General features: G+C 62.1%; 20 protein-coding genes. 10 read left to right on the top strand and 10 right to left on the bottom strand.

The window, feature by feature from the left end; translation table 11 throughout:
- Window positions 1–40 precede the first annotated feature (40 nt).
- Complete coding sequence (locus tag ACXJJ9_RS14775; RefSeq protein ID WP_457097893.1) at window positions 41–370, top strand: hypothetical protein; 330 nt, start codon at window positions 41–43, stop codon at window positions 368–370.
- Between the two features lie 427 nt (window positions 371–797).
- Here the strand turns inward: ACXJJ9_RS14775 and ACXJJ9_RS14780 are convergent, their stop codons facing one another.
- From ACXJJ9_RS14780 to ACXJJ9_RS14800, 5 genes are all read right to left on the bottom strand, one after another.
- On the bottom strand, window positions 798–1,628 hold the full coding sequence (locus ACXJJ9_RS14780; protein WP_457097894.1) for a hypothetical protein: 831 nt from the start codon (window positions 1,626–1,628) through the stop codon (window positions 798–800).
- 457 nt (window positions 1,629–2,085) lie between these two features.
- Window positions 2,086–2,778 carry a hypothetical protein gene (locus ACXJJ9_RS14785; protein ID WP_457097895.1) on the bottom strand — a complete coding sequence of 231 codons (693 nt, stop codon included), beginning with the start codon at window positions 2,776–2,778 and terminating at the stop codon, window positions 2,086–2,088.
- A 370-nt stretch (window positions 2,779–3,148) separates the two neighbouring features.
- The gene (locus tag ACXJJ9_RS14790; protein WP_457097896.1) at window positions 3,149–4,108 is read right to left on the bottom strand and encodes an SOS response-associated peptidase family protein; all 960 of its coding nucleotides are present in this window, start codon (window positions 4,106–4,108) and stop codon (window positions 3,149–3,151) included.
- Window positions 4,109–4,132: 24 nt separating this feature from the next.
- Window positions 4,133–5,005, bottom strand: a complete 873-nt coding sequence (locus ACXJJ9_RS14795) for a ribonuclease H-like domain-containing protein (RefSeq protein WP_457097897.1) — start codon at window positions 5,003–5,005, stop codon at window positions 4,133–4,135.
- Window positions 5,002–7,404: a DEAD/DEAH box helicase gene (locus ACXJJ9_RS14800; protein ID WP_457097898.1), complete on the bottom strand. Its 2,403-nt coding sequence runs from the start codon at window positions 7,402–7,404 to the stop codon at window positions 5,002–5,004. Before ACXJJ9_RS14800 ends, ACXJJ9_RS14795 begins: the two co-directional genes overlap by 4 nt.
- A gap of 137 nt (window positions 7,405–7,541) precedes the next feature.
- Here ACXJJ9_RS14800 and ACXJJ9_RS14805 point away from each other — a divergent pair, with 137 nt between their 5' ends.
- Window positions 7,542–7,790, top strand: coding sequence for a hypothetical protein (locus ACXJJ9_RS14805; RefSeq protein WP_457097899.1), 249 nt, complete (start codon window positions 7,542–7,544; stop codon window positions 7,788–7,790).
- Window positions 7,791–7,871: 81 nt separating this feature from the next.
- Here ACXJJ9_RS14805 and ACXJJ9_RS14810 read toward each other — a convergent pair whose 3' ends face one another.
- Entirely contained in the window at window positions 7,872–8,915 is a 1,044-nt protein-coding gene (locus tag ACXJJ9_RS14810; protein ID WP_457097900.1) for an SDR family oxidoreductase, read from the bottom strand.
- A 250-nt stretch (window positions 8,916–9,165) separates the two neighbouring features.
- On the opposite strand from ACXJJ9_RS14810, the gene ACXJJ9_RS14815 reads away from it, so the two are divergent.
- From ACXJJ9_RS14815 to ACXJJ9_RS14835, 5 genes are all read left to right on the top strand, one after another.
- A complete protein-coding gene (locus ACXJJ9_RS14815; RefSeq protein WP_457097901.1) occupies window positions 9,166–9,720 on the top strand; it encodes a cysteine hydrolase family protein in 555 nt (184 codons plus the stop codon).
- Between the two features lie 87 nt (window positions 9,721–9,807).
- Window positions 9,808–10,011: a hypothetical protein gene (locus ACXJJ9_RS14820; RefSeq protein ID WP_457097902.1), complete on the top strand. Its 204-nt coding sequence runs from the start codon at window positions 9,808–9,810 to the stop codon at window positions 10,009–10,011.
- Entirely contained in the window at window positions 9,986–10,633 is a 648-nt protein-coding gene (locus ACXJJ9_RS14825) for a DNA-3-methyladenine glycosylase (RefSeq protein WP_457097903.1), read from the top strand. The genes ACXJJ9_RS14820 and ACXJJ9_RS14825 overlap by 26 nt, the downstream gene beginning before the upstream one ends.
- Before the next feature lie 193 nt (window positions 10,634–10,826).
- Window positions 10,827–11,291: an Hsp20/alpha crystallin family protein gene (locus tag ACXJJ9_RS14830; RefSeq protein WP_457098087.1), complete on the top strand. Its 465-nt coding sequence runs from the start codon at window positions 10,827–10,829 to the stop codon at window positions 11,289–11,291.
- Between the two features lie 75 nt (window positions 11,292–11,366).
- Window positions 11,367–11,660: a hypothetical protein gene (locus ACXJJ9_RS14835; protein WP_457097904.1), complete on the top strand. Its 294-nt coding sequence runs from the start codon at window positions 11,367–11,369 to the stop codon at window positions 11,658–11,660.
- Window positions 11,661–11,699: 39 nt separating this feature from the next.
- Here the strand turns inward: ACXJJ9_RS14835 and ACXJJ9_RS14840 are convergent, their stop codons facing one another.
- Window positions 11,700–12,221 carry a hemerythrin domain-containing protein gene (locus tag ACXJJ9_RS14840; protein ID WP_457097905.1) on the bottom strand — a complete coding sequence of 174 codons (522 nt, stop codon included), beginning with the start codon at window positions 12,219–12,221 and terminating at the stop codon, window positions 11,700–11,702.
- 244 nt (window positions 12,222–12,465) lie between these two features.
- Here ACXJJ9_RS14840 and ACXJJ9_RS14845 point away from each other — a divergent pair, with 244 nt between their 5' ends.
- Both ACXJJ9_RS14845 and ligD read left to right on the top strand, forming a co-directional pair.
- Window positions 12,466–12,621 carry a hypothetical protein gene (locus ACXJJ9_RS14845; protein WP_457097906.1) on the top strand — a complete coding sequence of 52 codons (156 nt, stop codon included), beginning with the start codon at window positions 12,466–12,468 and terminating at the stop codon, window positions 12,619–12,621.
- 33 nt (window positions 12,622–12,654) lie between these two features.
- On the top strand, window positions 12,655–15,165 hold the full coding sequence (gene ligD, locus ACXJJ9_RS14850; protein ID WP_457097907.1) for a DNA ligase D: 2,511 nt from the start codon (window positions 12,655–12,657) through the stop codon (window positions 15,163–15,165).
- A gap of 857 nt (window positions 15,166–16,022) precedes the next feature.
- Here the strand turns inward: ligD and ACXJJ9_RS14855 are convergent.
- Window positions 16,023–16,232: a hypothetical protein gene (locus ACXJJ9_RS14855; protein WP_457097908.1), complete on the bottom strand. Its 210-nt coding sequence runs from the start codon at window positions 16,230–16,232 to the stop codon at window positions 16,023–16,025.
- A gap of 22 nt (window positions 16,233–16,254) precedes the next feature.
- On the bottom strand, window positions 16,255–16,503 hold the full coding sequence (locus ACXJJ9_RS14860) for a hypothetical protein (protein ID WP_457097909.1): 249 nt from the start codon (window positions 16,501–16,503) through the stop codon (window positions 16,255–16,257).
- Between the two features lie 749 nt (window positions 16,504–17,252).
- Here ACXJJ9_RS14860 and ACXJJ9_RS14865 point away from each other — a divergent pair.
- Window positions 17,253–17,474: a DUF2188 domain-containing protein gene (locus tag ACXJJ9_RS14865; protein ID WP_457097910.1), complete on the top strand. Its 222-nt coding sequence runs from the start codon at window positions 17,253–17,255 to the stop codon at window positions 17,472–17,474.
- Between the two features lie 862 nt (window positions 17,475–18,336).
- Here ACXJJ9_RS14865 and ACXJJ9_RS14870 read toward each other — a convergent pair.
- Window positions 18,337–19,455: an ABC1 kinase family protein gene (locus tag ACXJJ9_RS14870; RefSeq protein ID WP_457098088.1), complete on the bottom strand. Its 1,119-nt coding sequence runs from the start codon at window positions 19,453–19,455 to the stop codon at window positions 18,337–18,339.
- Window positions 19,456–19,615: the final 160 nt, after the last annotated feature.

Genomic DNA, 19,615 nt, shown 5'->3' on the forward strand with positions numbered 1-19,615 from the left:
CTCCCAAAGCTATCAGAGTACAGAGGCTGGCCACGTTTACTTGGTTCTTAAGTACTTCGATACTGCGTTTGAGTGCTTTTCCGCGTGGACGGCGGATGAGTTGCGCTCCTTCAGCGGACTGATCACGCAGTTGAAGTCACTCACTTGGGAACAGCTCTATAAGCACAATGGCCTTCGCCCGAAGGAGATCGACGTGAAGACGGTGACCGACGGGGCGGAAGCCTTGAAGCGCGTGAGAAGCGCGCTTAGCCCGGACATCAGCTTCCTGGAACTCCGTGCATCGCGTGGCCTCCGCCTTCACGGCTTCCGAGTCGAAGACGCATTCTTCTTGGTCTTGCTTGATCGAGAGCATCGCGTGTATCGCGAGTAGCTGACTCGTGACTGGCCGGCACAAGTGATGCTGGCTGCGGCCTTGGAGCGATGAGAGTCACTCCTTCGACTAAATCAGGGCGCGACGCATAAGGCCGTCGCAAAGCGCCGGTTTGGAAGCCTGCCCGCGTCATGCTTTATCCGCGAAGCGAGCGCGCCGAAAAATCTGCCGGCGCCTTATCTAGCCGTCCCCTTCACTGCGAAGGAGAAAGCCCGCAGCGCGCCAGCACGCCAGCACGCAAGTACCTCACAAGTCGTCGCGCGCCAGTTCGATTGCCTTCAGCCATGGCCAACACCGCAACACTGCCTCAATCCCAAGGCGGGCCCGGACCAACTCCCAACCAACATCGGCGCCGACGTACTCTTGGACAGCATTCATTGGCCTGCATCGTCCGTCCATCGAGTCGTTCACACCTAGAGGCCGGCTCTCAGCCCGGCCGGCCAATATCGGCAGACGAGATGCCTTCTTCCAATGCCGTCACCATACTTGGATACATCACTCGGGAGATTGCACGCATTCGAACGTCGAGGTCGATCTCCAACCATGGGTGCTTGGTGCCGTAGTCGCTGTCATCGTCCTCGCGGAAGGTCATCGGGTCGTGCGCAATGTACTCATCGATCCGAACTAGGCGCTCCATGTCGTCCGAGGTAATTGGATAGCCCCTCGCATCTGCGGCCAGCTTCTTAAGCGCCAGCGGAAAAAGTAGTGAGGCGAACGCCAAATGGGAGGCCTCCGACCAGATGAAATGGCTACCTCCTCTACTACCGTGCGCCGCAGCGCCTCGCCGGCTGCAGAACTCTCGCGCCCACGCGTGTATCAACCGGCCCGACTTCGGAAAGGCTTGCAACCAGCGGGCACGCAAGGGGCCATCTGCGGACCTGGGCGGCGGCGGTAGCGAACTCAGCATCCGCTCAAGCGCTCGCTCGAAGTGATCCGCACGAGGCTGAATGCCAAACAATTGTTCAAATGCTGATTTCAGCATCACCATCTCGACATGCATGGGCATGTCGATTGAATCCGTGTTGGCACGATTGAACTCGGAAACAGCCTCACTCCAATTGACCGGCAAACTCTCGTCCATCAGCAGTTGCACTAGGTGGGCGTCGATCGACAGACCACTTAGCGCGCTATTCACGTGCAATGGACGCTGGAAGGCGAACTCGTCGGACGACCATAGGTGCTGCGAGCCACCGTCTCGGCGTCGCATCGTATAGGCAAAGGTATCGCCACGCCCGGCTTGGAAGCGCTGCACGACCAAGGAAAAATTATGGAAACAGCAGTAACCGAAATGACCTCTGAAAAGTGAGCGCCCCGCCAAGCCCGCGAAGCCTAATGCGTCCTGCGCGACAAACAGTCGCCTCAAGACAGGCGTCGGATCTAGGCCTAATCTCCAATCGTCAACTTCCAACAGTGTGGCTTGGCCAACCCTCTGCTTGGGGTGCGCTGAGTAGGCGTGAAGCACCGCGTCAATGTCGCTCTGCTCCACGTGCGGCAGATTGCCAGGGGCCTGCTTCCTTGTGAAGGGCAGCAATCGCACTGACCCGACAACCATGGGCTCCCCGATCGCCCACCATGGAAAGAACGCGATCGCGCTTGGTGCACTCATCCTGGAAGTACCTCTTGGCATTCCCAATACGTGGGCTTGAATGATTCGCTGGCCAGGTGCAAGACTCTGCTGACCTCGTAGTCCAGAGTTAAATCACGCGATCAACGGACTACGATTTTCCGCTCCCCCTCGGCCAACGACTAGCGACACTATCGAGATTGACCTCCAATCTCGTCCGCGTCGCCCGGCCAAGTACTGTCACTTCTTGAAGATTCGATTGAAACAGGTCTCTGACCGTCTTCTCACGCAACTGGCACCGATAGTCTTCGAACATTTTCAGCATGGTGTCGATATGGGGTTCCACCTCACGCGCGATATCCGAGCCAAGTGAAACGACGCGGGGATTGGGGGGATCAATGCCGATTTCGAAATGGTTCGCCGGCTGTCGATATGGAAGACCGATTGACACCTGCTTGCACTCGCCCAAACCGTCATCGTGGGCAATCATCTTGTCCCGCAGGGTGATGAGGTAATGGTGGCGGTCACGCATATCGTCGGCTGCGTGCGAACGTACGAAACTCCCGGCATCGAACAATATCCTGGCACCGTTCCGTTTGAACGGCTTGCTATAGAGGATCACTGCACCTACCCAGAGCCCCTGTTCTAGCATTGGATGCAGCCCGCCTAGATCATCCCGGCAACACTGCTGGACCATCTCGTGGGCAGATCGGAGGTCCCGAATAGCGAACACCACTTCGTGGTAGCGCTGAATCGATGGGGCAGAAACCTCATAGGCGCCCGCTTCGCTGATCGTATAGGTCCCGGATTCGTCGAACACGGGACGCGGGAAATGTTCAGACATGTCGCTCCACCAGAGGGCAGTTCGGGTCTTGGTTGAGACGATCGTACACAGCCTTAGCTGCCGTCTGCTCCTCGCCCCAAGCTTGCCCCGTACGGCCGATCTAGGGGGGAAGTGCCCGGACTTGAATGGGTCTCCAAGCCAAAGCATGGCCTAGTTGGTAAGGTGCCGCGCCAGCGGGTGAACAGCCCGTCGCGCTGGTTGCCCTCGGCACGCCTCGCTGGGACCGGCTCTTCGCGGCCCGCGGTGTTGGCGGAGCACTCCTCCGCCTACAAGAACGCTTCGAGGCCAATTTTCTCGGGGCAAAGCGAAACCGTCCAGAAGTATTCCCTACGTGGTTCCCACTCACAAAAGCTCTCAGCGGGGAACCTTGTCAGGCAGCCAGCCGATGTTCGAAGTACGGCCGCTCACGGTCGTCGAGAATTGTGTAGAGCTCCGCCAAGTTGCGCGAATCGGGATTGAGCCAGGCCTCGACGTACTCGGACTTGATCGGAATGATGCAGCGATCATGACCGGCCGCCGCCACTTCGCGCGGCGGGTCGTCGGTGATCGCGGCGAACGACAGCAGGTCGGGCTCGCTCCCGCCCTGCCAGTGCGACCACAGGCACGCCACCAGCATCGGCTTGTGCGTATTAGGTCGAAATTCGAGGATTACGTTCTCTTCCTTCTCACCAAGCGCCAGCTCGCGGCCATCCATAGCGTGGCGGCTCACATTCTCGTAGAACGCGTTGGCGACCACGACCCCGTGGTGGTGACCAAATAGATCCTTCCAGTAGCTGCCCAGGCTGTCACGCCGCGCGTTGTAGGTACCCGGAAACTTCACGTCGTTGAGCGCCGGTTTGCCCGCGGGCCGGCACTGGTAGCGCATCGGCTTGACGACGCGCTTGCCGTGCTCCATGACCATCACCGGCGCGTACCAGCCGGGAAAGATGCGCGAGTCCTCACCCACCAGCTCCGTGCGGCGTAGATCATTCAGCTTCCCCATCGCCCAATCGATCTTGTCGGCAGCAATGCGCTTGCTTTCGGTGGCGGCCTTGGTGGTCTTGGTTTGAAGGGTGCGTTCGGCGTCGGCCAGGCGCTTCTTCTGCTTGAACAGCTCCTGCTCCAGCTTGCCCGCCTGCTCGGCGTTGTAGGCGTGCACCATCTCCAGGATCTGCCGTTCCTCCCCCGTAGCGGGATTGGCGAACGCAGCGTCCATGGCCTTGGGAATCTTCACCTTCGCGCCTTCCCTGCGGGCCCAGTACAGGCGCACGAATTCGCGGATGCCGAAATCGGCGCCGAAATGCCGCACGTACCTGTGGTAATCCCCTTCGATCTCGGCTGAGTAGCACATGTTTCGTCCTCCGGCCGGCGACGCTCAGGCCATGGTAGCGAGGATGGCCGCGCCGGGCGTGACTCTGGCCGCCATGTCGGCTTCGCCCATCGCGCTGAGGTGCCGCAGCAATCGCGCCAGCGACACCACATCCTGGTGGTTATGTGCGAGCACGCGCCGCAGGGTGTGCGCGCTGCTGCCGCGCAAGTACGACAGCCAGGCCGCAGGCGCCTCGGAACCGGGCAGGTCATCCTCGCGCAGCACGCGCAGAACCTGACGCTCGATCGTCGCCAGCCGGCAGTTCTCGTACACGCCCCGCCAACGCCGACGCGCGGGATACAGCAGGTCGACGTGCAGCAGGCCCGCTAGTGGATTGGCTCGCCGTGCGAGGCGGTAGCGGGTCGCCAGCAGCGGCGCGTCGTAGCACTTGCCGTTGTAGCTGACCAGGATGGTGCTTGGCGCCAGCCAAGTGCGGAAGGCGTCTAGCATCGACGCTTCCGCCGCCATATTGGCGAGCGTGAGCTGGCGGATGCGTAGCCCACCTTCGCACCAGTCGGCCGCGCCAATCATGAAGGCGCGCGTGCCGGTGCCACCGGCGAGGCCCGTGGTCTCGGTGTCGAAACACAGCAGGTTCGCCGCGGGCAGTGCTTCCTTGCGATCGAACGCGCCACAGAATTGATCCGGCACGGCATCGTCGGGTATACGTTCCTCGCGCAGGAACAGGCCAGGCGCGATTTCGTTGCCCGGCAAGGCGCGGTCGTGAGAGGTCACGCGCGTGACCGCTGGCGGACGTACGCGCAGCAACTGCCGCAGCGCATCGATCGAGCTAGAGGTAGACGGCGGCGGAGGCACTGTTGCTGGCGCCGAGCCGCCCGCCTGCCGCTTCAACTGCTGCAGCTTGGCCAGGGTAAGGCTCATGCCGCCTCCAGTGCCGATAGGACGCTAAGCGCCAATCCCTTGGGCGAAGCCGCCGCGTCCTCGTGCACAGCGAGTACCGGCCCCACGCAGGCCGGACACCCGGATTTGCAATCGCAGCGATCCACCAGTTCGCGCGCCCGTACCACCAGTTCGCGCTGGCGTCGCCATAACGGCTCGCTTTGCCCCACCCCGCCGGGATAGTTGTCATAGAGGTACACCGTCGGCAGGAAACGATCGTGCATCGCCACGTCGACCGCACTCCCGTCGGTTGCCCGCAACTGCCCACGCCCGCGTCTGTCCGCGGTCGCGAACCATGCGCCATCGCCGCTACCCACCGCCTTCTGCAGGTCGGCGGCATCCGCCATTACCGCCACCTTCGCCACCACGTGCAGCGCGTAGGCCGTACCGAGGAAACCGTCGAGCGCGTCCTGGCGCGAGGCGAAGCGCGCATCCAGCTCGTGCTGCGGCAACTGCCACCACAGCGAGGTCGTGTGCATCTCCTGGTCGGGCAGGTTCACCGGCCCGTAGCCAATGTTCTCGTGGCTGTAGTAGCGGATCTTCTTGTAGCCGGCTACGCGCCGCACCACGTGCACTTCGCCGTGGTGGCACGTGCCGGCGCCGGCGATGCCGCCGTCGAAACGTTCCAACACCTTCAACTTGGTGTAATCGATCGCATCGGTGTAGTAGTCGACGTGGGTGCGGGTGACGAAGGCCTTGCGCCCTTCCCAGTCGAGGCGCTCTACCTGGTACGGCGTGGACTGGACCATGTGGATCGCGCCCTCGTACAGCATCAGCGGCGCGGAGGAGAAATCAACCTCGGCAATGATCACCTGGCGCCCGTCAGTGCGGTCGACCACAACGAAGTTGCCGTCCGCCACCGAGCGCAGGCTCACCGCGTTGGCCGGATAGCTGTCGGCAACCCATTCCCAGCGTTCGCCTTCGGCGTGTACCACGCCGTCCTCGGCCAGAAGTTGCAAGTACACCTCCGGATCGACCGGGCCGAAGCGTTCGCCCTTGAGAAACGGCAGCTCGAACGCCGCGCAGCGAATGTGGTCGAGCAGGATCACCGGCTGGTCGGGCGCGATGCGTGCCTGCTCCGGCGTCGCCGCGGAGAAGAACTCCGGATGCCGTACCACGTACTGGTCGAGCGGATCGGAACTGGCGACCAGCACGCCCACCGACGCCTGTTGCCGCCGCCCTGCGCGGCCAAAACGCTGYCACGTCGCCGCGACTGAACCTGGATAGCCGTTGAGCACCACGACATCGAGGCTGCCGATGTCTACGCCAAGTTCCAGCGCCGAGGTCGAGACGATGCCGTCGATGGTCCCCGCGCGCATCGCGCGCTCGGCCTCACGCCGCTGGGTCGGCAGGTAGCCGCCGCGGTAGGCGCGGATCCGCGCCGGCTTGCGCGGGTCGCTGTCAAACACGTCCTTTAGGTACTTGGTCAGTACCTCGACCATCGTTCGCGACTGCGCGAACACCAACGTCTTCAGCCCCGCCTTGATTGCGGTACGCGCGATCCGGTTGGACTGCGAGCGCGCCGACGCTCGCAGCCCGAGGTCGGGATTCACCACCGGCGGATTCCAGAGCAATACATGCTTGTCGCCGCTGGGCGCGCCCGAATCGGTGATTGCATGCACGTCGGCTTCGAGCAGCGCCTCGGCATGGTCCTTGGGATTGCCGATGGTGGCCGAGCACAAGATGAACTGCGGCGACGCGCCATAGAACGCGCACACCCGCCGCAACCGCCGCAGCACGTTGGCCAGGTGCGAGCCGAACACGCCACGGTAGCTGTGGATCTCGTCGATGACGACGTACTGCAGTCCTTCAAAGAACTGCGCCCATTTGGTGTGGTGCGGCAGGATGCCCTGATGGAGCATGTCCGGATTGCTCACTACGATGTCGCCATTGAGCCGGATCGCCTGGCGCTGGTCGCCTGGCGTGTCGCCGTCAAACGTCGCCGGCCGCATCCCAAGCTCGCCGGCCCGGTTGAGCTCCAGCAGCTCTGCGACCTGATCCTGCGCCAGCGCTTTGGTCGGGAACAGGTACAGCGCCTTGGCCTGCCTCGTCATCGCGCCCGCGACCACCGGCAGCGTGTAGCAAAGCGATTTGCCCGAGGCCGTGGGCGTCGCCACTACAACGTGACCGCCGCGATGCACCGCATCCCAAGCTTCGCGCTGGTGGTCGTACAGGCGCGAGACGCCGCGAGCGCGCAGAGCGGCGGCGAGGCGTTCGGGGAGCCCCGCTGGCAGATCGGCGTATCGCCCTTCGCGGCCGGGCATCACGAAATGCCCAGTGATTAGCGCGGCGTGCTTGCCCGCTAGCCGCGTGGCGAGGAAGCCGCCGTCCACAGGTGGACGAGGCAGCGATGGCGGAGCGAACAGGCTAAGGGCCGACATGATTGATCCTGCTGAATGGCGTGGACGTTCTAGCGGTGTGACGTCTCAGCGTCTGAGACCGGGCGCAGCCGTAAAGCCGCTTGCCGACCATGGCAATCCGCTATTAGTATTATTACTAATTGATGCCGTTAGATGCCATGAACTGCCTGGACGCCGCCCTTCGCTTCAACCAGTGCTGCCCGAAAGGCTCGATCGTCGAGATCGTCCTCAAATCGGGTGAACCGTTGAACATGAAAACTGCTGGGCTCGCCTTCGTCTGGGGCGGGCTGGCGCTGGTGGAGTTAGAAGGCGCAAAGAGTCCGTTTCAGGTAGAGCATGTGCGGCCGATCAACGAGCCCTCGCCTGCTTCCTTGAGCACAGTTCAACCAGAGCCAAAGGCCGCTTGACTGAAGCACTGCTGCAGGCTCAACGCGCCGCCGACCTTCACATTCGCAACAACGGACCTGGGCATGAATTTCGATGCGGTTTCAGCCGTGCGGCCCACCCATAACCGGCAGGATCACGCCGCTGACGTAGGATGAGCACACAGGCGAGGCCAGGAAAACAAACGCCGGCGATATCTCCTCGGGTTGGGCCGGGCGGCCCATGTCGCTGTCCTCGCCGAACTTCGCGACCTTCTCCGCGGGCGCGTCGGCGGGATTGAACGGCGTCCAAACCGGGCCGGGGGCGACGCAGTTCACACGGATGCCGCGTTCAAGAAGGTTGCTGGCCAGCGCCTTGGTGAAGGCATGGATCGCGCCCTTGGTCGCTGAGTAGTCGAGCAGGTGCTTGCTGCCGAATATTCCGGTCTCCGAGCCGGTATTGATGATCGCGGCCCCTTTCCGCATGTGCGGTACGGCGGCGCGCGCCATCTGGATGTAGCCGGCGATGTTGGTCTGCAGCGTTTCCTGAAGGTGTGCGTCGGTGATGTCCTCCAGCCGGGAGCTGTGTTGCTGGAACGCGGCGTTGTTAACCAGTACGTCCAGCCGCCCGAACGCCTCCACTGTCTTCGCCACCGCTTCCTCGCAGTAGCGCGGATCGCGCACATCGCCTGCGAGCAGCACGCACTGGCGGCCCTCGGCTTCCACTTGTGCCTTGGTCGCCTGGGCATCTGTGTGTTCGCTGAGGTAAGCGATGGCGACGTCGGCGCCTTCGCGAGCGAACAGCACCGCCACCGCGCGGCCGATGCCCGAATCGCCGCCCGTGACCAGCGCGGCCATGCCTTCGAGCTTGCCGCTGCCGCGGTAGGCGGAGGCGAGGAAGCGCGGAGCTTCCTTCAGCGCATGCTCGTTGCCAGGCTTGCGCAAATGCTGAGCCGGCATCGGATTCTCGGGCTGTTCGGCGACGCCAGCCTGCACCGGCTGCTTCCTTGTCGGCTTGGTTTTCACGCCTTCGCGCGCATCACGGCGGTCGACGCTGGCCTGGATCGCCTGCTGTCGCTGCACGGTTGCGCGGATCGCGTCGGCGTGGGGCAGCTTGCCGTTACCGCGGGAGGTGACGCCCGATGATTTGGAGGAAGGTACGCGTGCCATGGAAGCTCCTGCGCGCGAAGAACGCCGCGCGTTCGGGTGACGATGGTCCCATCGGTCGCGGCAAGAACACGTCAACCAAATACAGCGGCCGCTTTGCGTCGCGCATCCCTGCAGGCAAACGCAGGATGGCTGAATGGGCATGCGCTTTCGCCAGGCGGCGGCGCGGCCGTCATGCACCTGCCCGTTTCACATGCAGCAGCCGCGGCTTGCGCGACCTTTGCCCCGTCGTTTTCCGATCATTTCCGCCTGCATGCCTCGCCGCCCGCGTCCCCACAGTGCGCTGCTGATCATCGACATGATCAACGCGCTCGACTTCCCGGAAGGACCGCGCCTGCTACGCCATGCCCTGCCCGCCGCGCGGCGCATTGCGCGCCTGCGCAAGCGGCTGAAGGCACAGGGCGTGCCGATAGTATTCGTCAACGACAACTTCACCCATTGGCAGGAGGACTTCCGCCAGCTCGTGGCGATCTGCTGCCAGCCCGGCGCGACTGGTGCACCACTGGTGCAGGCCTTGCCACCGGAACAGGACGACTACAGCATCCTCAAGCCACAGCACTCCGCCTTCTACAACACCCCGCTGGAGGTGTTGCTGTCGCAACTGGCAGTGCAGCGCGTGATTCTCACCGGCATTGCCACCGACCAGTGCCTCCTCGCCAGCGCTGTGGGTGCGCGCATGCGCCAGCTTGAAACCGTGGTCGCCAGCGATGGTGCTGCGGCCATCACTCCGCAGCGGCACCGCAATGCCCTGGCCGTGATGCGGTCGATGGACGTGCAGGTCGCCACGTGCGCGCGGATCATGCCCTGAACAGCGTTGTTCCCCCACCAAACAGGCCATTGACAGATCGTCGAGCCGCCAACGGCCATACTTTCGCTATTCCATTGTGACGATGCCATGCCCCTCACCCGCTCCCAACTCGACGAACAACTACACACACTGGAAGACCACGCGCGGGCATGGCTGCACGACCGCAACACGTTTCCTCGCAAGTTCGAGGATGAAGTGGAGATCCTGCTGGGACACGTAGCCACGTCGGACCAGGACTACGCCCTAGCCCAGTTGGAGGCCATCGTTGAGCGCTCAGGGTTCAACCGCTAGTCGACGACGCCTCAGGACGCTTCCGCGCGCGTTCTATAGCCGTGACCCGCGCGAGGTGGCCCCGGAATTGTTGAACAAGATCCTGGTACGCGATGACGGACGCGCAGGGCGCATCGTCGAAGTGGAAGCCTATGCTGGCTCCGAAGACCCGGCGGCCCATTCATTTCGGGGGATGACGGCGCGCAACGCCACGATGTTTGGTCCCGGCGGACACCTGTATGTCTACTTCACGTACGGCATGCATTGGTGCGCCAATGCTGTGTGCGGGAAAGTGGGCGAAGGCCACGGCGTGTTGCTGCGCGCGATGGAACCCTTGCAGGGTGTGGAGCTCATGCAGCAGGCTCGCGGCTTTCCGGGGCGCATGCGCGACCTGGCCAGTGGGCCCGGACGCCTGGCTCAAGCCATGGGCATCGATCGCAGGTTCGACGGCGCCGACCTGGTGAAAGGGGATCGCGGCATCCGCATCGTGTCCGATGGGATGTTGCCGCCGGAGCTCCCCACTACCAGTCCGCGCATCGGCATCCGCCATGGCCTCGAGCACGCCTGGCGCTGGCACGTGCCGGATCACGCGCACGTATCGAAGACGCGGCCGGGCGTGCCGCCGTCGCGCGCCAGGCGCTGACGTCGCCGCCGCGGCCATCGCGCGCGCAACACGCCGGACGCGTTGTGCCGGAGGCTCACCATGAACGGATTTTGAATACCGCGGACGCGCCGCGTTGGAGCGGAGTTGAAAGCTTCGCCGAGGCGCTTATTTGCGTGTCGGACGGATACGCTGAAACCGTCCACAGCCAACAGGAGACCCCGCCATGAGCAAGATGATGCGCACTCCCCAATGGCCCGGCCAAGGCTTGCAACAGGACCCGATCAAGCAAGTCTTCGACCGCCTGTTCGAGGGGAGTCTGTTCCAGAACGGATCCGATGAATCCTCCGTGGTCACCAGCCAGTGGGTGCCGCTGGTCGACATCAAGGAAGAGGCCAACCGCTTCGTGCTGTACGCCGACCTGCCCGGGGTCGAGCCCAAGGACATCGAGGTGCAGATGGACAAGGGCATGCTAACYATCAAGGGCGAGCGTCTGGGCGAGGCCGCCTTGGAAACCGAGAGTTTCTCGCGCATTGAGCGCCGCCACGGCAGCTTCCACCGCCGCTTTGCGCTGCCCGACAGCGCTGATCCCGAGGGCATTTCCGCCTCGGGGCGCAATGGCGTGTTGCAGATCATCATCCCCAAGCGCGCGGAGACCACACCCCGGCGTATCCAGGTGGGCTCGGTACTGGATTCCTGAGGCATAGCGGCGGCTGCCCGGGCGACCGGGCAGCCGCTGGCGTGCACTTCATCCTGCAAACGATCGGAGCCTCCGATGGATCGCGAAACCGAAGAGGCACTGTGTGACCTGCAGGCGCAGGTCACCGTGCTGCGCTTGGCCTTGCGCGCGTTGCTGCGCACCGATCCGGATCCGGGCATGGCACTCGTCGCCTGGCGCGCGGCCTTGGTCGAGGCGGCGCGGACCAGTCCGGAACTGCCCGAATATGCCCGCAATAGCGAGTACCTGTCCGAGCGCTGCCAGGCGTTTGCCGAGGATTGGACTGCTGAACTGGTGGAGCGGACCGTGCCGGCCTCGTCCGTGGCCGGGGTTGCCGGTGACGCGTCGTGATCAACGGCCGTGCCCGCCGCACGGATGGCGATACGGCTCCTAGTTGGTCATCGCCCGGACCGCGCCCTTGACCCCGGCCTTGGCCTTCTCGGCGACGAGCAGATTGGCGGCGGTGTCGGACTGCTTCCAGGTCTCGTAATCCTCGTCCAATTTCGCACGCTCCTCTGCCGAGAAGAGCTCACGCGCCATCTTGAACATCGTCTTCTCTTCTTCCTTGGCGTGATGGTCGACGAATTCGCCGAACACCTTGGTGCGGCCGGCGAATTCCGGTGTGCCCGGGTCGGCGGCGTGGACTTCCGGAATCACCGAGGTCTCCACGGCATGGTGCTCGGCGAGCGCCTCGGCATGGGTCTGCAGGCCATCGCGATCGGCGCGTTCCTTGAACGCGGGATAGAACACCTTCTCCTCCCACTTCGCGTGCGGGATCAGGTTGGCTTCGATCTTCTCCAGCAAGCCTTCGCGCGTCTTCACCCCGCGGTCGGTGGTGTCTTTCAATTCATCGAACAGCGCGCGCAGCGTGTCGTGCTCGGCCTTGAGGGTTTGCAGGATGTCGCGTGCCATGGTGAACCTCGCGTTGGCGATGAGCGCCCAAGTTCGCACATGAGCGGTGCAGATGACGTATAGGCGTGCAAGATACAAGCCTTAACCAGTTAGCTTTCCGCTATGCTGAATAGCGATGCATCACCCGGCGGTTACAGCGGGCAAGCCAGCGTTCGTGCAAATTACGATGCGGATAAAAGACACTTCGCATCGCTTTCATGGCTGACTGTCAAAGATTGCAGACCCAGCTAGCAAGAGTGGTGTCATGAGCAAACGGGAATTGATAGCTCCCAATGGCGACAAGCGGCTGATCAGGCGCGACGAGAAGGGACAGATCAAGGAAAGCGATGATCTGGGTCATTCTCTCGGCCAGGACGTGCGCAAGCACGCCAAAACCGAATCCAGATCGGGACCAGGGTGACCGGGGCGACCGAAGCGTTCCTGATGCCGATGTATGAGTCTCGTTGAGTACCGTCGCAAGCGAACTTTCGATAAGACCCGGGAACCGGAGCCGGGCAAGCCGTTGCGTGAAGGGCAGCGTGCAATTTTTGTCGTCCAGCTTCATCACGCCAGCCGAAGGCATTACGACTTCCGGCTACAGGTGGGCGACACACTGAAGTCGTGGGCGGTCCCAAAGGGACCCAGTTACGACCCGGAAGTGAAGCGCATGGCGGTGGAGGTTGAGGACCACCCTGTCGAGTACGCGTCGTTCGAGGGCGAAATCCCCAAGGGTCGCTACGGCGGCGGGCATGTAGCCTTGTTCGACGACGGCGTGTGGGCCACCGAGGACGATGCCGAGAAGCAATTGAGGAAAGGCCATCTGCGCTTCGAGCTGTTCGGCAAGAAGCTGAAAGGCGGTTGGCACCTGGTGCGTTCCGGCAAGGCGGCCAAGCAGCCGCAATGGCTGCTGTTCAAGGCCCAGGACCAGTACGCCGATTCACTCGAAGCCGATGACCTCCTGGCCGACGTCACGCCTGCTCCGGAAGCGGATCTGAAGCGGGCCGGACGCGGAAAGGAACACAAGAGAAAACTGGCGTCTGTCCCTGTTGCCAGGAAGTCACGGAAGGATTGGGCGGCCAAGGCCCTGAAGCTCACCAAGGCCAGGAAGGCGCGACTGAAGGACGCGGCCTTTGTGCCCCAACTGGCCAAGCTGGGGACCACTCCCCCCGAGGGTGAGCAGTGGATCCATGAGTTCAAGTGGGATGGCTATCGACTGGTCACCACTGTCGTCGACGGCAAGGTACGGATCTGGTCGCGCAATGCGATCGAGTGGACCCAGAAGGTGCCGGAAATCCGCGCCGCCGTTGAGCAGCTTGGGCTGACCAGCGCGGCCCTGGATGGCGAGCTGATTGCCGCGCAAGGCACGCAAGAGGATTTCAACCTGCTGCAGGCGACGCTTTCTGGCGAACAGCAGGGTGTTCTGTCCTACGCGCTGTTTGATCTCCTGCACATCAACGGCATAGCCATCGACCGATCCCCGCTTGTGGAACGCAAGGGGCTGCTGCAAGAACTGCTCAAGAAACCGGTACCGCACCTGGGATTCTCTTCCCACGTCGCGGGCGACGGGAGCGCTGCGTTCGAGCTCGCCGCGGAACGTAAGTTCGAAGGGATCATTTCCAAGCGCGGGGACCGGCCGTATCACCCCGGGCGGGGTGAGGACTGGCGTAAGACCAAGGCACTCGACAGCGACGAGTTCGCGGTAGTCGGCTACACACCTGCGAAAGGGTCAAGGACGGGGTTCGGCTCCCTGGTGGTGGCAAGGCCGGATGCCGAACACGGCTGGGTCTATGCGGGTCGCGTGGGCACCGGCTTCAACAATTTGCAGATCCAGCAACTGACCAAACGGATTGGACGGGCGGGTTCCACGAAGCCAACGGTGCACATCAAGGGTACGAAGGAAGCCGACCTGAAGATGGCGAAGTGGTTTCCGCCCATGTTCGTGATCGAAGCTTTCGTACGCGGCATCAGCAACCAGGGCGTGTTGCGGCAGCCCTCCTTGAAGGCCATTCGGTTGGACAAGGATGTACAGGACCTGGCCGACAGCGATCGACGGCCAGCAAAAAGGGGGGCGATCAAATCCGCTGCTAAAAAAGCGGCATCAGGCGCCTTTCGGCTCACCAGTCCCACCAGAGTGGTCTACGAGGACGACAACCTGACCAAGCTGGATGTCGCCAACTACTACCTCGCGGTCATGGATCACCTGCTCCCCGAGATCGCTGGGCGGCCCCTGTCGGTGATCCGATGTCCTGATGGCACCGGGAAACCATGCTTCTTTCAGAAGCACCATACGGCGGGGATGAAGATCGTCAGCTCTGTACGACTGAAAGAAGAATCTGGAAACACCGCGAACTACCTGATGGTGGACAGTCGCGAAGGCCTTATGGAGCTGGTGCAGTTCAGCGCGCTGGAATTCCATCCTTGGGGCGCATATGCGGATACCCCCGGCAAGGCGGACCGGATCGTGTTCGATCTAGACCCGGGCCCTGATGTGCCCTTTGCCGAGGTTAAACGAGCCGCGACGCATCTCCGGGATCTGCTCGCGGATATCAAACTTGTGTCCTTCCTGCGCACTTCCGGGGGCAAGGGTCTGCATGTCGTGGTGCCCCTGAATCCAGCGAATGATTGGCCCTTGGTGAAGCGCTTCGCACGTAGCATTGCCGTCGCGCTGGCCAAGTCCGAACCCGAGCGCTACTTAACCGTCTCCACCTTGAAATTGCGCCCGGGGAAAATCTTCATCGATTACCTGCGCAATGATCGAGGCGCGACAAGCGTCGCCTCGTACTCGCTGCGCGCCCGGTCTGGGGCCCCGGTGGCCCTGCCCTTGGCATGGTCCGACCTTCCCCGCTTGCGACGGCCGGATGCATTCAACCTCGGCAACGTGCCTGCGAAGTTGAAGCGCCGAAAAAAGGATCCGTGGGAAGGGATCGATGGAGTCAAACAGGACTTGGCGCGCTGGAAGGGCTAACCGGTCGCCTGGATTGCGATACTGAGGCGCTCACTCCCGAGGCGGTAAGCCCACGTCTAGACCTTGATTGCCATTGATTGTTTTTCTATCCGGCTCTGTTTTAGAAATCGCCCGCCGGAATTGTTGCACTAGTTGTGAGGAGTGCCGGGAGTATTCCGGGGCGTAGGGCCTGTTGCCCAAGTTTGCGGCCGGAGCCTCAACATGGAGTGGATTCACCCTTTGGGTGTCACCCAAATACCGTGGTCGGAAATCGATAGATCCGACCGTTCCTTCACTAAATCGCCACTAGGATAATTCGCACTCCCAGAGGGCCGGAGGCGACATGTTCTGGTACTACGTCACTCCATTCAAAGAAGCGAATTGGGCGGTCCTCGTCGAGAGCGAGGGCCTTCTCCGGAGCTATGACAGTAAAGACAAAGCTATGCGGGCTGCAGTCAGTGCAGCCGAGAGCAATTATCAAAAGCACGGCATTCCGTCAGGCGTTCGGGTTAGGGACAGCGGAGGCCAGCTTCGCGTCTTAGCGGGCGCCACGATGGGGCCTTTCTCCCATAAGGCTTCGAATGGAAGCCGGTCCTTTGTCGCCTAAGATGTGACAGCGCCCCACAGGTGATGCATCAGCACCCGCACCCTGTCCTCATCTGGCGCCAGCCCAAGCGGGCGGGTACGAGTTGACCGTAGATAGCTTCACGCAGCAACTGGACGTGACGGGTGCCGGGGGGTATGTCGCGCGTGGACCCGGACGAGCCTAAGCAGGTGGTCGCATCTGTCCAGCCGAGAGGATACGACCCTGCCCTTTCTTTGGAGCTCGGTGGCCGGCTACGACGCGGTGGTTGGCAATGGCCCGAGCATCCAGGTCTTTAGTGGAATACCTTGACCTTGACCCAGTGGTCGCCGTCCTTCAATTGAACGCCACACGGTTGGCTGTTGTGGGCATAGTTGCCCCGAGCCGCCCTTAGCGCCGCCATCATTGCATCGTCCTCAGAGCTATAGACGAGGGGCCGGCTCTGGCCGTCGAACACGACGTTCCACTGTTTTGGGGTAAGTGGCATGACGTAGTACCAGAACATGAGCTGCAGCTTCTAATGGCGATTAGGCAGCTTTGTGCTCAGAATCACTAGCTGTGGCAGGAAAGATTTCAAATACCTTCACCCAGTGGTCGCCGTGCCTTAGCTGAACGCCAGACGGTTGATGATGATGGGTGTAGTAGTTTTCCCGGGCCGCCTTCAGTGCGGCCACGGTTGCATCGTCCTCAGAGTCGTATAAGAACGGCTGGCGCTGGCCTTCGAAGAGGACGCTCCACTTCGTTTCCCCAAATGGCGCGACGTAATACCAGAACATGGTGTATTGCCGTAACAATTAGCCTTTGCCCGAAAGCCCCGCTTGTGCGGGGCTTCAAGGTCAGCGTCGTTACGGCTTGTTGCGTCCGCTCTGCTCGCGGTCAGTCGGAGGGCTCTGGCGCCTGGCCTGATCCTCGTTCTCTTTACGGCCTGCTTGGCGCTGTTCCTGTTCGCGCCCCATTCCCTTTTGACTCTCACTGCTCTTGTTAGGGTTGTCGCGGTTCCGATCATTGCCAGTGGTGGTAGCCATAGATCCAATTCCTGCGTAAGTCGACGAATGTCGGCACAGGAAAGGTGACGAGTTGACCTGTAACGGATCGTGATCCGTAGGCATAGATTATGTGTTGGACCTGACTGGTTAAGCCAACGCGTTGAACCACTTGAGCATCCTGTTACGGCATGGCCGGGGAGTTCAGGCGGCCTAATGTCACATGTCCCTTCAGGGTGACAAGATTTTCACTGCCGCGGTCGCGAAGCTTTCGCCACGGCAGTGTGCGGCTTTCGCCACGCCTGGCCCCGGCGCAGCACAAGGCGGAGGGTGCACCAGGGCGTTGACGCGCCGGGAGGCACTCCCGGCAGGCCCGAATCTAGCCCCTGGCGGGTGCGCCACTTGTGGCAGCGGCCGTAGCGCAGCGCGACCAGCGCCCAGGGGATGATGAACCCTGAGGTTGACGGAGCTGGAGGCCCTTGGCCGGGAGAAGAGGCAGATCCCGTGTCTTTATTGGCAACGTCCTTGGTTGAGGTGACACCATGCACTGGTACTACGTCGCTCGGTCCCCTGACGGAACCTGGGCTGTTCTATTCGAAAATCAGCCCCGGGCGTACACCTACCGTTCCAAAGTCGAGGCAATTCAGGCAGCCGTCGAGGCGGCAGAATTCAGCAGAAAGCAACACGTTGAAGCTGGAGTCCAAGTGAAGGAGATTGATGACGACGACTGGCGCGTGGCGGTCAGTTATGGCGAGTGCCACTGACGTCAACTCGTGGGAATTCTCACGTTGACTTTCTTACTACTAGCGCATGGTTTTGGTTTCGACAACAGGCCGGATCTCGAAGAGGGAACGACACCATGTGCTATCGGCAGACTCCATCGCAAGATGCGGATACGCAGCACCGTCTTTCAGGCTTGGTCCAGATGGGTACGAACTTAGACCACTGACGTACTAATACGCGAGCTGCCAGCGACGCTACAGACGCGACTAGTCCGAGGACGTACTTGTCCGGCCCCTGGAGCGAGGTGTGCTAGTCCACAGGCGTACACCTTCTTAGATCTACCAGAGGCTGTTGCTCTTTCAGCCCGTGTTGTCACGCAGAAATACTTGTGCGCGGGCGCGCGCGAATGACTTTGGTGAGACCGGATGACCATCAAGATGTGCGGCGCCAGAACGCGGAAGGGTCCCCCTTGCCAGGCCAAGGGCAGGCCCAAGGGTGGACGGAACAAGTGGCACGGGGGGGTGTTCTACCGGTCCCAGATCGAATGAGGGAAGGCCCTCGAGGCAATGAATCCCCCGTGGTCCGTACAGCTCGTTCGCCCAAGGCAGGCAAGCAATAGTTCATCTCGGCGCCCAACCAATACGCGTCCTCCTTACCGCCTTGCCTGACTACCCCGCCTCAATCCAGCAGCCATCACCAGCGCCATCTGGGACCTTTCGGGTCCCACCCTTGGCCTCACCAGCCCAAATCAAACCACCTGACCGTGCGAGGCGTACGTGCAAACTAGGCAGCTGCTTGGCAGGCGCTCGCCCTCAATGGCAGCCCACTATTCCCGCCTGCGAGCTGCGAGAGAGACGCCGACTTCAGAAACCATCGTCTGAGCCCTTGTCTCGAGGATGACTGTCAACGCCCACCCCCACTACGGAAGATCGACCACAGCAGCCAAAGACCCGCCAGCGAGGCTCCGACGAAACCGAGCAGTCCAAAGAACGGCAGGCCCAGCAGAGTCGGTCCACCTTTCACCGTCATGGCGATCGACGAGCCGATGATAAGCGCGGCGATCACCATGCTGCCCGCCAGGCGATTGGCCGAGTGACTGACCTGGCGGCTGAACTCGGGCAGGTGTTCCATTTGCAGATGCACGCGCGCATGGCCGGCACGGACCGCCCGCAGGAGCCCCCGCAAATCCTGCGGCAACGTTGCCAACAAGCCTGCGGTGTCGATCAATGCACGGGCGCTGCGCCGCGCTACCGCTCGAGGACCGAGTTGCGCGGTCATCGCGCTGCGCAGGAAAGGTTGCGCTTGGCCCGCCATGTCAAAGTCCGGATCGAGGCTGCGCCCCAGTCCCTCCAGCGTAAGACAGACCTTGATCAGTAAAGCGAGGTCGGCCGGCAGCGCCAGACCATGCGACCGCAGCAATGCCGTCACTTCCAGAAGCATGCCTGCCAGATCGAGCTGGCCCAGCGGCACCCCGTGGTAATGGTCGACGAATGCGTCGATGTCGATGGCTAACTGCGTCTCGTCGACATCCGGCTGCCGGGTCCACTCAAGCAGCACCTCGGTGACGCGCTCGGGATCTTGCTCGACCAGTCCAAACAGCAGGCTCACGACTTCTGCGCGGCGTGCAGGCGACAATCGTCCTACCATGCCGAAGTCAATAATTGCGAGGCGCGCGCCGGGCAGCACGAAGACATTGCCTGGATGGGGATCGGCGTGGAAGAAGCCATCTTCCAGCATCATCTTCAGCACGGCCTGCGCCCCGGTGCGTGCGATCTGCTTGCGATCCATCCCGGCTGCGTCCAATGCCGCGATATCGGCAACTGGAATGCCGTCGATGAAGTCCTGGACGTTCATCCGTTCGCTGGTAAATGACCAGTGCACGGCAGGCACGACGATTTGATCGTCACCGGCAAAGCTGGCGGCGACGCGCTCCGCGTGTCGGCACTCCGCGACCAGGTCGAGTTCACGCAACAACGAGGCCCGAAACTGGCGCACCATCCCCTCCGGGTGGAAGCGGCGCAGCTCCGGAAACTTCCGACATTGCCGCGTTTTGTCTCAAGCAAGTCAGCAAACAGCTTTGCACCAACCGCTAGCGCAATGAGAAAAATAACGTAAGCGACGCCAAAAGCCCAAGGGTGCTTGACGCTGTGCTTGGTAAAACATCTCTTGCAACGGATATTGG

This window comes from Lysobacter sp. P5_B9 (assembly GCF_054049835.1).

Coding starts and splice junctions, on each gene's coding strand:
- ACXJJ9_RS14805 (WP_457097899.1), top strand. CDS start 7,542: ATGAACTGCCTGGACGCCGCCCTTCGCTTCAACCAGTGCTGCCCGAAA.
- ACXJJ9_RS14820 (WP_457097902.1), top strand. CDS start 9,808: ATGCCCCTCACCCGCTCCCAACTCGACGAACAACTACACACACTGGAA.
- ACXJJ9_RS14795 (WP_457097897.1), bottom strand. CDS start 5,005: ATGAGCCTTACCCTGGCCAAGCTGCAGCAGTTGAAGCGGCAGGCGGGC.
- ACXJJ9_RS14865 (WP_457097910.1), top strand. CDS start 17,253: ATGCACTGGTACTACGTCGCTCGGTCCCCTGACGGAACCTGGGCTGTT.
- ACXJJ9_RS14840 (WP_457097905.1), bottom strand. CDS start 12,221: ATGGCACGCGACATCCTGCAAACCCTCAAGGCCGAGCACGACACGCTG.
- ACXJJ9_RS14835 (WP_457097904.1), top strand. CDS start 11,367: ATGGATCGCGAAACCGAAGAGGCACTGTGTGACCTGCAGGCGCAGGTC.
- ACXJJ9_RS14810 (WP_457097900.1), bottom strand. CDS start 8,915: ATGGCACGCGTACCTTCCTCCAAATCATCGGGCGTCACCTCCCGCGGT.
- ACXJJ9_RS14845 (WP_457097906.1), top strand. CDS start 12,466: ATGAGCAAACGGGAATTGATAGCTCCCAATGGCGACAAGCGGCTGATC.
- ACXJJ9_RS14815 (WP_457097901.1), top strand. CDS start 9,166: ATGCCTCGCCGCCCGCGTCCCCACAGTGCGCTGCTGATCATCGACATG.
- ACXJJ9_RS14855 (WP_457097908.1), bottom strand. CDS start 16,232: ATGTTCTGGTACTACGTCATGCCACTTACCCCAAAACAGTGGAACGTC.
- ligD (WP_457097907.1), top strand. CDS start 12,655: ATGAGTCTCGTTGAGTACCGTCGCAAGCGAACTTTCGATAAGACCCGG.
- ACXJJ9_RS14790 (WP_457097896.1), bottom strand. CDS start 4,108: ATGTGCTACTCAGCCGAGATCGAAGGGGATTACCACAGGTACGTGCGG.
- ACXJJ9_RS14860 (WP_457097909.1), bottom strand. CDS start 16,503: ATGTTCTGGTATTACGTCGCGCCATTTGGGGAAACGAAGTGGAGCGTC.
- ACXJJ9_RS14785 (WP_457097895.1), bottom strand. CDS start 2,778: ATGTCTGAACATTTCCCGCGTCCCGTGTTCGACGAATCCGGGACCTAT.